Consider the following 16,087-nt stretch of genomic DNA (forward strand, 5'->3'; position numbering starts at 1 on the left):
AGTCGCACATGACCAGCACGCAGCTCCCCGAGTCGCTGATCTCCACGCTGCCCGGGCACTACTACACCGACCCCGGCATCTTCGCCCTCGAGCAGGCGAAGATCTTCGAGGACATGTGGTTCTGCACCGTCCGGGGCAGCGACATACCCACCCCCGGCTCGTTCCGCACCGTCCAGGTGGGCTCGGAGTCGTTGATCGTCTCCCGCAACCGCAAGGGCGAGGTGCGGGCCTTCTTCAACGTCTGCCGGCACCGCGGCGCGAAGATCTGCACCGACGACACCGGCAGCGTGGCAAGGGCTTTCCAGTGCCCGTACCACGCCTGGACCTACGATCTGGACGGCAAGCTCATCGCCGCGCCGAACCTGACGAAGATGCCCGACATCGACCGGGTCGAGTACGGCCTGCGCCGGGTGCACCTGCGGGAATGGCTGGGCTACGTGTGGGTCTCGCTCGCCGACGAGCCGCCGTCGTTCGACGAGACGGTGATGCAGGAGGTCATCGACCGGCTCGGCGAGGTCGAGAACCTCGACCACTACGAGGTCGCGAACCTCTCGGTCGGCCGCCGGATCGTCTACGACGTCAAGGCGAACTGGAAGCTCATCATCGAGAACTTCATGGAGTGCTACCACTGCGCGACCATCCACCCGGAGCTGACCGAGGTGCTGCCGGAGTTCGCGGACGGCTACGCGGCGCAGTACTTCGTCAACCACGGCGCCGAGTTCGGCGAGGAGATCAAGGGTTTCACCGTCGACGGGTCCGAGGGCGTCGACCTGCTGCCGGGCATCGACCCGGACCAGGACCGCAAGTACTACGCGATCACCGTGAAGCCGCAGGTGTTCGTCAACATGGTCCCGGACCACATCATCTTCCACCGGATGTTCCCGATGGCCGCCGACCGGACCATCGTCGAGTGCGACTGGCTGTTCCTGCCGAGCGTGGTCGAGTCGGGCAAGGACGTGTCGAAGTCGGTGGAGCTCTTCGACCGGGTGAACCTGCAGGACTTCGAGGCGTGCGAGCGGACGCAGCCGGCGATGTCGTCCCGGATGTACCGCGACGGCGGCGTTCTCGTGCCGAGCGAGCACCACATCGGGACCTTCCACGACTGGCTGCTCGACAAGATCAAGATCGCACCGTGACCGGCGGACCCGGGTGGCCGGGCCGCCCGGGGTCAGCCCGACCAGCCCATCCGCTCACTGACCCGCAGCGCGGCGGCGACCACCGCGTGACCCAGGGTCGGCAGGGCGGAGGCCGGCAGCCGGTAGGCGGGAGCCGACACGGACAACGCGGCCACCACCACACCGTCCGACCGGAACACCGGCGCCGCAACGGCATTCAGCCCGATTTCCAGCTCACCGACGGTCATCGCGTATCCGGCACGGCGCACCTGCTCGAGCTGGCCGGCGAGCACCACCGGGTCGGTGACCGTTTCGCCGGTGAACGGCTGCAGCTGGGCGAAGGCCCGCTCCCGGATGTCCTCCGGGGCGTGGGCGAGCAGCACCTTCCCGGACGAGGTGGCGTGCAGCGGGGTGGGCCGGCCGATCCAGCTGTCGACCGAGATGGCCCCGCTGCCGTCGGACTGGTGCACGTTGACGACCACCTCGCCCTGTCGCACCGCGAGGTTGACCGTCTCGCCCGACTGCGCGGCCAGCTCCGCGCAGATCGTCGCGCCCTGGGTGGAGACGTCGAGCCGGCTGCCCATGGCGCCGGCCAGCCGGAGCACGCCGGGGCCGAGCCGGTAGCGTCCGCGCTCACCGGCGGGTTCCACCAGATCGCGCGCGTGCAGCACGGACATCAGCCGGGACGCCGTGGACTTGTGCACCCCGATCACGGTGGCGATCTCGGACACCCCGGACTCGCCGTTGCGCGCCAGGTGCTCCAGTGCGGTGACCGCGCGGTCGACCGACTGCACGGCCCCCACGTCACGGGTCGGGTTGCTCACAGCGCAACTCTACGGCCGATCTGAACGACATCACCACCGACCGTCAGCGAACAGGAGATCACCGGTGACCGAACATCCTCCGAACACCGCCTACGACCACGTGATCGTGGGCGGCGGCAGCGCCGGCTGTGTGCTCGCCGCCCGGCTGTCCGCCGGCGGGGAGCGATCGGTGCTGGTGCTGGAGGCCGGCCGGTCGGACTTCCCGTGGGACCTGTTCATCCAGATGCCCGCCGCCTTGACGTTCCCGTCCGGCAACCGGTTCTACGACTGGCAGTACGAGTCGGAGCCGGAGCCGCACATGAACGGGCGGCGGATCGCGCACGCCCGCGGCAAGGTGCTGGGCGGGTCCAGCTCGATCAACGGGATGATCTTCCAGCGCGGCAACCCGCTTGACTACCAGCGCTGGGGCGCCGATCCCGGGATGGACGACTGGGACTTCGCGCACTGCCTGCCGTACTTCCGGCGGATGGAGAACTGCCTGGCCGCGGAGCCCGCGGACATGTTGCGCGGGCACTCCGGGCCGCTGGTGCTGGAGCGCGGCCCGGCCCGGAACCCGTTGTTCGGGGCCTTCTTCGATGCCGCGGTGGAGGCCGGCTATCCGCTGACCGACGACGTGAACGGTTACCGCCAGGAAGGTTTCGCCGCCTTCGACCGGAACGTGCACAAGGGCCGGCGGTTGTCCGCGTCGCGGGCGTACCTGCGGCCGGTGATGGGGCGACCCAACCTCACGGTGCACACCCGGGCGATGGTCACCGGGATCACCATGCAGGGCAATCGGGCCACCGGGGTCAGCTACCGGCGCAACGGGCGCAACCACACGGTGTCCGCCGGCGAGGTGATCCTCTGCGGCGGCGCGATCAACTCACCGCAGCTGCTGCAGCTGGCCGGTATCGGGCCGGCGGACGTGCTGAAGCCGCTGGGCATCAGGCAGGTCGCCGATCTGCCCGGGGTCGGCGCGAACCTGCAGGACCACCTCGAGGTCTACATCCAGTACGCCTGCACCCAGCCGGTCACCATGCAGCCGGTGTTCATGCAGAAGTGGCGGATGCCGTTCGTCGGGCTCGAGTGGATCCTGGCCCGGAAGGGTCCGGCCGCCACCAACCACTTCGAGGGCGGCGGCTTCGTCCGGTCCAACGAGGACGTCGACTACCCGAACCTGATGTTCCACTTCCTGCCGATCGCCGTGCGCTACGACGGGTCGGTGACCGACGAGGTGAAGGCGCTGGGGCACGGGTACCAGGTGCACATCGGACCGATGTACTCCGACGCCCGCGGCACACTGAGGATCACCTCCACGGATCCGATGAAACACCCTGCGCTGCAGTTCAACTACCTCTCCACGGACCAGGACCGGCGGGAGTGGGTGGAGGCCGTCCACATCGCCCGGGACATCCTGAACCAGCCGGCGATGGCGCCGTTCAACGGCGGCGAGGTCTCCCCGGGGCGGAAGGTCGGCACGGACGCCGAGATCCTGGACTGGGTGGCCGAGGACGCGGAGACCGCACTGCACCCGTCCTGCACGGCGAAGATGGGGCCGGCGTCGGACCCGATGGCGGTGGTCGATCCGGCCACGATGAGGGTGCACGGGGTCGAGGGGCTGCGCGTCGTCGATGCCTCGGTGATGCCCTACGTGACCAACGGCAACATCTACGCGCCGGTGATGATGCTCGCCGAGAAGGCCGCCGACCTGATCATGGGCGTCCCGCCGCTCGCGCCGTCCGCCGAGCCGTTCTACGAGCACCGCAAGGCGTAGGGCGCTGGTCTTGTCCGGGCCGGATCCGCCGGTCCGTGGCCTGGACATCGGGTTTCCTTTCACGGCAGACTCCGGTCCGGATCCTGTCCAGGGCTGGTCAGGTCAGGTCTGGTCCTGTCCGGGACCGGGTCCGATCCAGAGCTGTGTCCGGTCCAGGAATGGTTCGATCCAGAGCTGGTCCTGTCCAGGACCAGGTCCGGGCCGCTGGACGCGGTCGGTGAGTCCGGCTCTCCCAGCGGCCCGGCCCACCGTGCCACCCGTTCTGTCCACAGGACTCTGGTTGTCCACAACCCCTGCGGACAGACTGTCTTGCGGCCGGACGCGCACCGCAGAATGGCCGGGTGGGCAAGAACAACCAGGCGAAGCGGGCGGCGAAACGACGCGAGCGGGCGCGGCAGTCCGCCCGGCCGACACCTCCGCGGGGAACAGGGCAACCGGGGTGGCAGCCGAGCGGCGGCCGTCCGTACCCGGGAGGGCCGGCCGACCCGTTCGACATCGGCTTCTACCCCGACGACGACGGAGGGGAGTACCCGTCCTTCGACGAATCGGACGACGACGGACCGCTGACCGCCCAGGACGCACAGGATCTCGCCCTGACGATGCTCGGCGGAGTGATGTACCCGGAGTCACTGCGGCAGCTCGGTCGGCAGATCGAGGCGGTCGAGGAGACGATCGGGCACTTCATCCGGTTCGGCGCGACCCTCGGACCGGAGTTCACGTCGACGCCCGCGGACGTCGCGACCGACCGCTTCTGCATCAGGCTCGGTGAGCTCTACGAGAACGGTTGGCAACCGGAGGATCTGATCCACGTTGCCGGCCGGATCCAGCGGATCGCGAAGGAATCGCCCTGGGTGGCCCACCTGGCCGGGCGCACGACGGCCGCCGCGGTGACCGCGGTGATGTGTGCCGGGATCGCGGTGGAGGCCGAGCGGTCCCGGGCCCGCGAGCGGGCACCCGAGGAATGGGTGTCGCAACTCCCGACCGACGTGGCGCCCACGTTGCTCCGTGCCGGTGGTCCCGACCCGTGGAGCGGGTGGGAGGCGCTGTTCGCGACCCTCACCTTCGTCCACACCCTCGGGCGGATCGAGCTGCTCGCCCCACCACCGTCCCGGTGGGACTCCCTGCGGACGAAGGCATCTGCGTCGGGATCTCCCCGAGAACGGTCCGGCCGGGGGGACGGATCCGGTGGTGGCTCCGGCAGAGCCGGCCACGACCCGAAGATGCTGACCCGCATCCGCGCACTGCTGGCCAAGGCGGAGGCGACCGAGTACTCGGAGGAGGCCGAGTCGTTCACCGCCAAGGCCCAGGAACTGATGACCCGGTACGCCATCGACGAGGCGCTGCTGGCGCCCCCGGAGGAACGGGTCGACGTACGGTCGCGGCGCATCACCCTCAACGACCCGTACGTCGAGGAGAAGGCCACCCTGCTCAACGTGTGCGCCACGCAGAACCACTGCCGGGCGATCCTGCTGTCCGGCATGGCCATGTGCACGGTCGTCGGTCCTCCGCTCGATCTCGACATGACCGAGATGCTGTTCACATCGTTGTTGGTGCAGGCGGTCTCGGCGATGCACGAGGCCGGACAGCTGCACCGGGGCGACCGGTCGCCGTCGTTCCGCCGGGCGTTCCTGGTGTCCTACGCAAACCGGATCAGCGCTCGCCTCACCGAGGCCACCACCCGGGTCGAGTCCGAGGCCGGCGCGGCGCTGGTGCCGGTGCTCGCCCGGACCCGGGCGGCGGTCGACGAGGAGTTCGAGCGGATCTTCCCGAAGACGGTCCAGCGGGGTCCACGGAGTTACGACACGCGCGGCTGGCACGCGGGCGCCGATGCCGCGGACCGGGCCCGGCTCGCCCGTGGTCAGGTGGACGGGTGAACCGTCCGTTCGGCACCGAGGCGTGCGCCGTGAGCTGAATCGGCCCGTAGCGCCGCGATCGGTGTCGGGCGGGCGTCCTACTGTGCAGCCATGGCAACGTTGGTGTCCTTCCAGGCACATCCGGACGACGAGTCGATCACCACCGGCGGCGTGATGCGCAAGGCCGCCGACGAGGGCCACCGGGTGGTGCTCGTGGTTGCGACGCGTGGTGAGCTCGGGCTGGTGCCCGGTGACCTCGCCGAGGGCGAGTCGCTGGCCGACCGACGGGTGCTGGAGACGGCGGAATCGGCCCGACTGCTGGGGGCGCACCGGGTCGAGTACCTCGGGTACACGGATTCGGGGATGGCAGGCGACGCGACCAACAACGACCCCGGCACCTTCGCCACGGCGGACGTCGAGGAGGCCGCCCGGCGGCTGGCCGACCTGCTGGTGGAGGAAGACGCGCAGGTCCTCACCATCTACGACGACCACGGCGGCTACGGCCACCCCGACCACGTGCAGGTGCACGTGGTCGGCGCCCGCGCCGCGGAACTGGCCGGGACGCCCCGGGTCTACCAGGCGACGCAGAACCGGGACGAGATCCGGGCCGGGATGAAGGAGATGATCGAGGCGAACCCCGACCGGGCCGGCGAGGGCCCGGACATGGAGTTCGTCGAGACGCTCGGTTCGCCTTCCGACCTGCTCACCGCACGGGTCGACGTGTCCGCCTGGACCGACGTCATCCGAGCCTCCATGCGGGCACATCTGAGCCAGATCGATGAGCAGCACTGGTTCCTCACCATGCCGGACGAGGCGTTCCGCCGGTCCTTCGGCGTCGAGTGGTTCATCCGGGAGGGGCAGGGGCCGGGCATCACCGAGACCGACCTGATGGCCGGCCTCTGAGCTGCCTGTCCTCGTCGCCCCCGGCCGTCCGCGGCAGGACAGGACGACGTCCTGCCGCAGACAGGACGCACCGTGCCCGGTCCGCCGACCCCTGCCACCGATCTCCGTTGCTCCCCCGCCTGTGCCGTCCCGTCCCGCCACGGGTGGCGGCGGAGCAACCGCACCCGGACAGCCCGCGCCACCCGGGTGCCTGCTGCTGTCGGTGGGCTGCGGCAGCATGGAGCCCGTGAACGGGGACGGAGGTGGCGCGGTGATCGCTTCCGGCACCGACACCGCGGGCTCGGACATCAACGCTGCATCGGTCGGCTCCACCGGATCGCTTCCCACCGATGCCGCGGAGACCACCGCCGGACCGGGGGGCACGGTCGGACCGGAGGGCACGGTCGGACCGGAGTCCACGGTCCCCACCACCGGTCCACGGGTGCGCTCGGTGCCGGAGGTCCTCGCACTCACCGCTGACCCGGCCACAGCGGTGGCGGCCACCGGATTGGCGACCACCGGGCGCTGGCCCGCATTCGGACGGATCGTCGATCCGCACCCGGTACTCTGGGGCACCTGCCGATCCTCCGGCGCCGCGGTCTACGACGTGCTGGTCGACCCGACGGAGCCCGCGTTCCGCTGCACCTGTCCCGCCCGGAAGTCGCCCTGCAAGCACGCGCTCGCCCTGCTGCTGCTGGAGGCCGACGGCCGGATCGCCGGCCCACCCGAGGACGCCCCCGCGTTCGCCACGAGCTGGGCCAAGGCCCGGGGCGCCGCGGCGGCCAGGGCTGCTTCCGGCGCCGTCGACGATCCGGAGCGCGCCGCGAAGTCGGCGAAGGCGGCGGCCCAACGGGTGGAGCTGCGCCTGGTCAAGGTGACAGCCGGACTCGCCGAGCTCGACCTCTGGCTGCAGGACCAGGTGCGCGCGGGCTTCGCCGGCATGACCGACGCCTACCAGCACATCCAGCTGATGGCGGCACGGATGGTCGACGCACAGGCGCCGGGTATCGCCTCCGCGTTGCGCCGGCTGTCGCTGCTCCCGCAGTCCGGCGGCAACTGGCCGGAGCGACTGCTCGCCGAGTACGGCCGGCTGCACCTGCTGGTCTGCAGCTTCGGCCGCGACGACCTGCCCGCCGACCTGGTCGCCGCCGCCCGGTCGCGGATCGGCTTCCCGGTGTCCCGCAGCGACGTCCTCGCGACCCCGCCGGTCACCGACACCTGGCGGGTGCTGGGCTGCCGGGAGATCATCGGCGACCGGGTCCACACCCGGCGCAGTTGGCTGCAGGGCGTCGAGACGACCCTGACGACAACGGTGCTGGAGTTCGGCCCTGGCGGCACCTTCCTCGAGGGACCGGACACACTGCCGCCGCCGGGTCTCGCCGTCCGCGCCGAGCTGCATCTGTTCCCCGGACCGACACCGGGGCGCGCTGCGGTCGGCACCCGACACGGGGATCCGCTGCTGCCCGCCGAGCCGCCGGCGGCGGTCGGTCTGGAGGAACTCCGGGCGCAGTGGGCCGCGGGAGTGGCCGCCGACCCATGGCGCTCCGAGTGGCCGGTGGTGCTCGACGCCCTGCCAGTCGAGCGCGGCGGGCACTGGTTCCTCGCCGACGGTTCCGGTGCCGCCACGCCGCTGCGCGCAGACCGGACCGGCCTGCTGCGCCTGCTCGCCGTCACCGACGGCCGGCCCGTGCCGGTTGCGGTCGAGTGGTCGCCGGACGGCGCCACCGCACTCACCGCCTGGCACGGGCGCCATCCGGTGGAGCTGAGTACATGAGCGCCCCCGCAGGGGATCTCGCGGATCTCGCCGTCGTGGCCGCTCTCGGCCTGGACCACCGGCACTGGGAGATCAGCCCTCCGGCAACGGCTCCGGGCACCGACGGCCTGCTGTCGGACGACCCGGCCACCGCACTGCTGGAGGCCGCGGTCCTCGCCGACATCGCCGCCCGCGCCGGAGCCGTCCTCGCAACGGTGCCGGTGCCCACCGCGCCGGTCCGCGATCCCGGGGAGTGGCCGGAGTGGAGCACGACGGCATCCGCCGCGCTGATGGCAGTGCTGGGCCGATCCCCGGGACTGCTGGCCGACCTGCTCCGGGCGGCCGCCCGCGCCGGCTTCCGCGCCCCCGCCCCGTTGCTGCCGGACCTGCTCGACGGGGTGCTGCGCCGGGCGGAGCCCGCACGGGCGGTGCTGGCCGTTCTCGGGTCCACCGGACGCCGACTGCTTCCGCGTGACCCCGCCTGGGCCGCCCTGCACATCGCCGCTTCCGTCGATCTCGACGCGGACAACCTGTGGCACACGGGATCTCGCGACGAGCGCCGGGCCCATCTCATGGCCCTGCGCCGACACGACCCGGCGCGGGCCAGGGAGCTGCTGGCGGCCGGATGGCCCGCGGAGACCGCACCGGACCGGTCGATGTGGCTGGACGTGCTGCGCATCGGGTTGTCCGGGGCGGACGAGGAGTTCCTGGAGGCTGCGCTCGACGACCGATCTGCCGCCGTCCGTGCCGGGGCCGCCGGACTGCTCGGAACGATGCCCGGCTCCCGGTACGTCGCGCGGGCCATCGGCCGGGCCGGTTCGATGATCGAACTCGGGTCCGATCGGTTGCAGGTGCTCGCGGCGGGGCCACCGGACGACGCGTTGTTCCGGGACGGCGTCGCGGTCGGTGGGATCCGTGGGGGCGGGATCACCTCGCTGCTGGCTGCGGTCCCCCCGTCGCACTGGCCGGCGGCGCTCGGACTCCCGCCCGCCGGGTTGCTCGAGATCCCGGTCGACAGCGGATCACCGATCACCTCGGACGACCTGCACGAGGCCTGGCGGGTCGCGGCGGTCCGCTTCGCCGACCCCAGCTGGTCCGAGGTCCTGCTCGACCATGCGGCAGCCGATCGGCCGGGAGCGACCGTCGGTCACCCGCTCGACGGCGACCTCGCCCGGATCGTCGCCGGGTCCTGGCCCGCTACGGAGGCCGCGGACCGGACGGTCGCGCTGCTCCGGGCGGGAGGGGGAGTGGCGGTCGTCGAGTCGTCGCTCTCGGTGCTGCCGGGGCCGTGGCCTGCCGGGGTCGCCGAGGCCCTGCCCGAGTGGCTGGCCGACCAGATCTGGGCGAATGCCCCTGTCGGCGCAGGGTTCTACGATCTGCTCGCCCGCCGACTGCCGACCGACGGACCGCATCTGGCGCTGTGGCAGCAGATGCTGGACGAGGGGGTGGAAGGTCCGCCCGCCGCTGCGCGGGCAGCGGTCCGGGCCCTCGACGGGATGATGCTCTCGCTCGGCCTGCGGCGGGCCTTCCTGGCGGCGGTCGGGCTGTCCGGGTGGGACGGCGGGCAGCTGACAGGATCGACGGGACCTGTTGGATCGACCGGAGGACCGGAGGAGGACGGATGACAGCACCGGATCAGGCCGAGCTGCTGCGGCCGCATGCGGAGCAGACGTTCGCGACCGAGCTCGCGGCGCTGGCCGCCGTCGACGACCGCCCGCGACCGCCGTCGTGGAAGCTGTCCCCGTCCGCCGTGGTCACCTACCTGCTGGGCGGTGTCCTTCACGACGGGACACCGATCACCCCGAAGTACATCGGCCCGCGCCGACTGATGGAGGTCGCCGTTGCCACCCTGGCCACCGACCGGGCGCTGCTGCTGCTCGGCGTGCCCGGGACAGCGAAGACCTGGGTGTCGGAGCACCTGGCCGCGGCCGTGAGCGGCGACTCGACCCTGCTGGTGCAGGGCACGTCCGGGACCGCGGAGGAGTCGATCCGCTACGGCTGGAACTACGCGCGGCTGCTCGCCGAGGGGCCGACCCGTGGCGCCATGGTGCCGTCCCCGGTGATGACGGCGATGCAGCAGGGCGCGATCGCCCGGATCGAGGAGCTCACCCGCATCCCGTCCGACGTGCAGGACGCCCTGATCACCGTGCTGTCCGAGAAGACGCTCCCGGTACCGGAACTCGGCATCGAGGTGCAGGCGCGTCGTGGCTTCAGCGTGATCGCCACCGCCAACGACCGCGACCGCGGCGTCAACGATCTGTCGTCGGCGCTGCGCCGCCGGTTCAACACCGTGGTGCTGCCGCTCCCTGCGACCGCCGAGGAGGAGGTCGAGATCGTCACCGGGCGGGTGGCGGCTCTCGGCGAGTCGCTGCAGCTGCCGGAGCTGCCGTCCGCGGCGGAGGAGATCCGTCGGGTGGTGACCGTGTTCCGCGAGCTGCGGGCCGGTCGCACCGAGGACGGGCGGACAGCGCTGAAGTCACCCAGCGGGACACTGTCGGCAGCAGAAGCGATCTCGGTCGTGACCAGCGGCATCGCGCTGGCCGCGCACTTCGGTGACGGGGTGCTGCGGGCCGGTGACGTCGCCGGCGGGATCGTGGGCGCGGTGGTCAAGGACCCCGGGCCGGACGGGGTCGTCTGGAACGAGTACCTGGAGGCGGTCGTCCGGCAGCGCCGCGACTGGGCGGACTTCTACCGCGCCTGCCGCGACCTGGGGTCGTGACCGCCGCCGCGGCCGCCGACCGGGTCGTGGTGCTCGGGATCCGGCACCACGGACCGGGTTCGGCGCGCTCGGTGCTCGCAGCACTCGACGAGCTCCGGCCGTCGATCGTGCTGGTGGAGGGACCGGCCGATGCCGGTCCGTTGCTGGAGTGGGCGCACTCCGACGACATGCAGCCGCCGGTGGCGCTGTTCGCCCACGCCGTCGACCGCCCGGGGCACGCCGTCTTCTGGCCGTTCGCGGTGTTCTCGCCGGAGTGGCAGGCGATCCGCTGGGCCGCGGAACATGCTGTGCCACTGCGGTTCTGCGACCTGCCGGCGTGGTCCGTGCTGGCCGGCAGCGGCGTGCGGCACGTGGCTGCGGATGCCCGGCCGAACGCGAGTCCGGCCGCCCGGGTCCCGGACGGCGGCGACGCCGAAGGCAGTGGTGCCGGAGCTTCCGGAACATCCGGTCCGGCCCGCCGGGTTCCAGTCGGCGACGCCGAAGCCAGTGGTGCCGGAGCTTCCGGTCCGGCCCGTCCTGCAGAACGCCACCGTCCGGACGTGTCCACCGGCAGTGCCGAAGCTTCCGACCCGAACATCGGTGCAGCTCCCGACGAGGAGATCGTCGTCGCCGACGACAGCCGCGGTGACCCGATCGCCCTGCTGGCCGGGGCCGCCGGGTACGACGACCCGGAACGCTGGTGGGACGACGTCGTCGAGTCGCGCACCGGAGGACTCGCGGCATTCGACGCGCTGACCGAGGCCATGGCCGAACTGCGGACGGTGGTGCCACCGGACTCTCCGCGCGAGGCAGCCCGCGAGGAACGGCGCGAGGCGCACATGCGGCAGGCGATCCGCACCGCACTCAAGGACACCGACGGTGTCATCGCCGTGGTCTGCGGCGCCTGGCACGCCCCGGCGCTCGCGGGCAGGCTTCCCCCGGCCTCCGCCGACATCGCCACGCTGAGGGGACTGCGCCGGCGCAAGGTCGCGCTGAGCTGGGTCCCGTGGACGCATTCCCGGCTCGCCGGATCCTCCGGCTACGGCGCCGGCGTCACCTCCCCCGGCTTCTACCACCACCTGTTCACCGCCCCCGACCACCCCGCCGAGCGGTGGCTGACCGCGGTCGCCGGCGCCCTGCGTGGTCACGACATGCCGGTCTCCACCGCGCATGTCATCGAAGCCACCCGGCTGGCCGATACTCTCGCCGGCCTGCGCGGCCGCCCCTCCCCCGGCCTGCTCGAGGTGCGCGACGCCACCCTGGCCGTGCTCTGCGACGCCGATCCCGTCGCCGCAGGCTTCGTCACCAGCGAACTCGAGGTCGGCGAACTGCTGGGCCGGGTGCCGGACGACGCCCCCGCTGTTCCCCTCGCCGCCGACCTCACCGTGACCGCCCGGTCACTGCGACTGAAGATCGACCCGCAGGAGAAGATCGTCGACCTGGACCTGCGGAAGCCGCAGGACCGGGCGAAATCGGCGCTGCTGCACCGCCTCCTGCTGCTGGGCATCCGGTGGGGCACCCCGACCGAGCCGTCCCGGCAGAGCACCGGAACGTTCGGCGAGACCTGGTCGCTGCGTTGGGATCCCGAGCTGGCGGTCGCAGTGGCCGAGGCCGCGGGATGGGGAAGTACGGTGCCGACGGCGGCGGCCGCGAAGGTCGCCGACACCGCACGGACGTCCACGGATCTGGCCTCGCTGACCCAGCTGTGCGAGCAGGTGCTGCTGGCCGACATCGCCGAGGTCCTGCCGGAAGTGCTGCAGGAGCTGGACCGCCGGGCCACCCACGACACCGACGTCGGTCATCTGCTGCAGGCCGTGCCGGCGCTGGTGCGGGCCGTGCGCTACGGCGACGTCCGGGGGACTGCGACCGACGGGCTGGGCGAGCTGGCCCGGCAGCTCGTGGCCCGGGCGATCGCCGGATTCCCCTCGGCCATCAGTGGTCTCGGCGACACCTCGGCGGTCACCATGCGGGACCGCTTGGACAGCTGGCACGCCGCGGTCGACCTGCTGGTCCGGACGGGCCGAGGCGAGCCCGAGCGGGAGTCCTGGTTCCGGATGCTGGCCGAACAGCTCGACCGCACCGACGTCCATGGTCTGCTCGCCGGCCGGATCGCCCGCGTGCTGATCGATCGGGGTGTGGTCCCGGCCGACGAGGCTGCGCGCCGCCTCGCCGCCCGACTGTCCGTGGGACCGACGGCGTCCGACAAGGCGAGGTGGATCGAAGGATTCCTCTCCGGGACCGGCCTCCTCCTGGTGCACGACCGCGACCTGCTGAGGGTGCTGGACGGGTGGCTGACCGCTCTGGACCCGCTCGACTTCCTCGAAGTCCTGCCGCTGCTGCGCCGGACCTTCGGCGAGTTCGCCGCGGCCGAGCGGGAGAACATCGGCGCGGTGCTCGCCGATCTGGACTCCGAGGTCCGCCACGATGCCGGCGAACTGCCCGACATCGGCCGCGCTGCCGCCGCTCTCCGCACGGTCGCGCTGATCCTGGGCGGTGGTCGGTGAGCGGCACAGGCGTAGGCGTGGGCGGCACGAGCGGCTTAGGCGGCGCGAGCGGCGTAGGCGGCGCGAGCGGCTCTGCCGCCGACGAGTCCGAACGTCGACGTCGGTGGCGGCTGCTGCTCGGCGCGGAAGCGGAGGACCTCGGGGAGCTGTCCGGGGAGGACGTGCAGATGGACTCTGCGCTCCGGGTGCTGTACGACCGCCCGTCGGAGTCGCCGGGCGCAGAGGGCCCGGGTACCCGCGGCGGCTTGGGCGGCTCCGCTCCCGGTGTCGCCCGGTGGCTGGGCGACATCCGCACCTATTTCCCGGCATCCGTCGTGCAGGTGATGCAGCAGGACGCCATCGACCGACTCGGGCTGCGGGAACTCCTGCTGGAGAAGGAGATGCTGCAGTCCGTCACCCCGGATGTCGCACTGGTGAGCACACTGGTCGGACTCAACCGGCTGATCCCGGAGACGACCCGGGCCACCGCACGACAGGTCGTCGGTACCGTGGTCTCCGACATCGAGCAGCGCATCGCCCGGGCGACCCGGTCCGCGGTCTCGGGCGCGGTCAATCGTGCGGCCCGCAGCCGCCGGCCGCGGCACCGCGACATCGACTGGAACCGAACGATTGCCGCGAACCTGTCCCGGTACCTGCCGGAGTACCGCACGGTCGTGCCGGAGCGGCTCGTCGGCTACGGCCGGCACCAGCGCAGCATCGCGAAGGACATCGTGCTGGCGGTGGACCAGTCCGGATCGATGGCCTCGTCGGTGGTGTACGCGTCGGTGTTCGCCGCCGTGCTGGCATCGATCCGGTCCTTGCGGACGTCGCTGGTCTTCTTCGACACCGCCGTCGTCGACATGACCGACCAGCTCACCGATCCCGTCGACGTGCTGTTCGGTACCCAACTCGGTGGTGGCACCGACATCAACCAGGCCGTTGCATACTGCCGCGGGCTGATGACCCGTCCCCGGGACACCGTCTTCGTCCTGGTGTCGGACCTGCTCGAGGGTGGCGTGCGGGAGCAGCTGCTGGCGCGGATCGCGGAGATGACCCGGTCCGGGGTGCGGTGCGTTGCGCTCCTGGCCCTGTCCGACGGCGGCGCGCCGGTGTACGACCACGACAATGCCGCCGCCCTTGCCGCTCTCGGCGTCCCCGCCTTCGCGTGTACTCCCGACGCCTTCCCGGAACTGCTGGCCAAGGCCATCGACGGCGGCGACCTGATGGGTGCCTACGGCCGCTGATCGGCGGAGAGTTGGTCGCGCCATGCCGACACGACCAGCTCGGGAGCCGTTGACGGCCGGATGGCCGCGGAGACCGCACCGGGACTGGTTCATGTGGATGGAGGTGCTCCGCATCGGCTTGTCGGGCGCGGACGAGGGGTCCCTGGAGTCCGCGCCTGACGAACGGCCGGCCGCGGAGGCCGCACAGGGGACTGGTTGATATGGATGGACTTGCTCCGCACTGGGTTGTCGGGTGCGGACGAGGGGTCCCTGGAGTCCGCGCCCGACGGCCGTTCGGCCGCGTCCGCACCAGGGTGACCGATCGGCGGAGTCGGCGTGGCGTCGACGACGAGAGTCCCTCGTTGATAGGCAGTCCCACCTGTTCTGGCCGATGAGCTGACCGGGTGGGCGGCGAGCCGATCCGATCCAGCGAGCTGCAGTGACATCGTCGCAGCATCGGCGGCGGCGACCTGAAGGATGCCTGCGGCCGATGATCTCGGCGAGATGGCCACACATCCGACGCACCGAGCTGCGGTTGTATCGCCGCAGCAGGAGATCTCACCGACCGACCCGCCAGCGCCGCGGTCCTTCGACGCGGACTCTCGACCTCTACCGGATCCTTCTTGTTGTCGGAGCACACCGAGAGGCCTCCGGCTGCCGATTCGCATGTGCTGCAGCGCTATTCGCGTGATTCCTGTTGCACGAGGTGACTCGTGGTACGGAAGTCGACGAGTTCGCAGATGCCACAACGCGTTCGATCGCGACGACCACGACCTGGTTCGACAGTGAGTTATCCACAATCTGTCTCGTGACAGGTCGACTGTCGGTGGGTGGTTGTAGCGTGCAATGCATGGAAGAGATGGCGCCTCTCGGAGCCGAGATCGGCGCGACTGCTGCGCGTCTCGACCATCGACTTCTCGCCGCGATGGCCGCCCTGGTACTCGGGGGCCATCGTGACTGACCCGCACTCCGATCCCGTGACCGATCTCGACGGGGCGATCCCGAACAACCCGCACGCGGACCCGGCGCCCGATCAGGACGCCCCGGTCCCGAACGTTCCGAACACAGATCTCCCACCGGCCCTCCTGCCCGACGAAGGCGGGCCGGTTCCGGACAGTCTGCACGCAGACCACGGTCTTGACCCAGGTTCCTGCCCGGTCGCCGACGCCGACATGGCAGCCCACGAGATCGGTCCCGCCCCGGGCGATCCGGGCGCGGATCCGCACACCGACCCGGAGCCCGCACCGTTATCCGACCCGGCACCCGGCCCAGTCTCCACGCCGCAGCCTGATGGTGACGGGTCGGTGCCGTACGACCTGGACGAGGTGCTGGCGCTGGTCGAGGCGGCGACCGATGCCTACACCCGCCTCGGGACGGCGGCGTGGTGGAAACTGGCGCCGGACGGGTTGGACGAGATCTCCCGACGGCTGGAACACAGCACCCGGCTGGCCTGGGCGGCGCAGGTCGCCCTGGCCGGCGAGTACGAACAACAATCCGTGGCCT

Annotated in this window: 10 protein-coding genes and 1 pseudogene; 10 read left to right on the forward strand and 1 reads right to left on the reverse strand. The window is 71.6% G+C overall.

Annotated features, from left to right (window positions below):
- Positions 1-8 precede the first annotated feature (8 nt).
- A complete protein-coding gene (locus GIS00_RS26140) occupies positions 9-1,136 on the forward strand; it encodes an aromatic ring-hydroxylating oxygenase subunit alpha (RefSeq protein WP_154771409.1) in 1,128 nt (375 codons plus the stop codon).
- 32 nt (positions 1,137-1,168) lie between these two features.
- On the opposite strand, the gene GIS00_RS26145 is transcribed toward GIS00_RS26140, so the two are convergent.
- Positions 1,169-1,939 (reverse strand): IclR family transcriptional regulator, encoded by a 771-nt coding sequence (locus GIS00_RS26145; RefSeq protein WP_322098480.1) that lies wholly within the window; start codon positions 1,937-1,939, stop codon positions 1,169-1,171.
- Positions 1,940-2,003: 64 nt separating this feature from the next.
- On the opposite strand from GIS00_RS26145, the gene betA reads away from it, so the two are divergent.
- From betA to GIS00_RS26190, 9 genes and pseudogenes are all read left to right on the forward strand, one after another.
- Positions 2,004-3,692 carry a choline dehydrogenase gene (gene betA / locus GIS00_RS26150; RefSeq protein ID WP_322098481.1) on the forward strand — a complete coding sequence of 563 codons (1,689 nt, stop codon included), beginning with the start codon at positions 2,004-2,006 and terminating at the stop codon, positions 3,690-3,692.
- Positions 3,693-4,033: 341 nt separating this feature from the next.
- A complete protein-coding gene (locus tag GIS00_RS29225) occupies positions 4,034-5,566 on the forward strand; it encodes a DUF2786 domain-containing protein (RefSeq protein WP_154771411.1) in 1,533 nt (510 codons plus the stop codon).
- A gap of 90 nt (positions 5,567-5,656) precedes the next feature.
- Complete coding sequence (locus GIS00_RS26160) at positions 5,657-6,448, forward strand: PIG-L family deacetylase (RefSeq protein WP_154771412.1); 792 nt, start codon at positions 5,657-5,659, stop codon at positions 6,446-6,448.
- 226 nt (positions 6,449-6,674) lie between these two features.
- Entirely contained in the window at positions 6,675-8,201 is a 1,527-nt protein-coding gene (locus tag GIS00_RS26165; RefSeq protein WP_196073477.1) for an SWIM zinc finger family protein, read from the forward strand.
- Positions 8,198-9,805, forward strand: a complete 1,608-nt coding sequence (locus GIS00_RS26170) for a DUF5691 domain-containing protein (RefSeq protein ID WP_154771414.1) — start codon at positions 8,198-8,200, stop codon at positions 9,803-9,805. Before GIS00_RS26165 ends, GIS00_RS26170 begins: the two co-directional genes overlap by 4 nt.
- Positions 9,802-10,899: an ATP-binding protein gene (locus GIS00_RS26175; protein WP_154771415.1), complete on the forward strand. Its 1,098-nt coding sequence runs from the start codon at positions 9,802-9,804 to the stop codon at positions 10,897-10,899. The genes GIS00_RS26170 and GIS00_RS26175 overlap by 4 nt, the downstream gene beginning before the upstream one ends.
- Complete coding sequence (locus GIS00_RS26180; RefSeq protein ID WP_322098482.1) at positions 10,896-13,382, forward strand: DUF5682 family protein; 2,487 nt, start codon at positions 10,896-10,898, stop codon at positions 13,380-13,382. Before GIS00_RS26175 ends, GIS00_RS26180 begins: the two co-directional genes overlap by 4 nt.
- Before the next feature lie 17 nt (positions 13,383-13,399).
- A complete protein-coding gene (locus GIS00_RS26185; RefSeq protein ID WP_407666931.1) occupies positions 13,400-14,605 on the forward strand; it encodes a VWA domain-containing protein in 1,206 nt (401 codons plus the stop codon).
- A gap of 1,283 nt (positions 14,606-15,888) precedes the next feature.
- A pseudogene (locus GIS00_RS26190) lies at positions 15,889-16,087 on the forward strand (hypothetical protein); the annotation flags it as partial.

The organism is Nakamurella alba (assembly GCF_009707545.1).
Classification (GTDB): domain Bacteria; phylum Actinomycetota; class Actinomycetes; order Mycobacteriales; family Nakamurellaceae; genus Nakamurella; species Nakamurella alba.

Bases quoted from the DNA above. Each gene is read 5' to 3' on its own strand.
- GIS00_RS26140 (WP_154771409.1), top strand. From the start codon at position 9: ATGACCAGCACGCAGCTCCCCGAGTCGCTGATCTCCACGCTGCCCGGG.
- GIS00_RS26160 (WP_154771412.1), top strand. From the start codon at position 5,657: ATGGCAACGTTGGTGTCCTTCCAGGCACATCCGGACGACGAGTCGATC.
- GIS00_RS26170 (WP_154771414.1), top strand. From the start codon at position 8,198: ATGAGCGCCCCCGCAGGGGATCTCGCGGATCTCGCCGTCGTGGCCGCT.
- GIS00_RS26175 (WP_154771415.1), top strand. From the start codon at position 9,802: ATGACAGCACCGGATCAGGCCGAGCTGCTGCGGCCGCATGCGGAGCAG.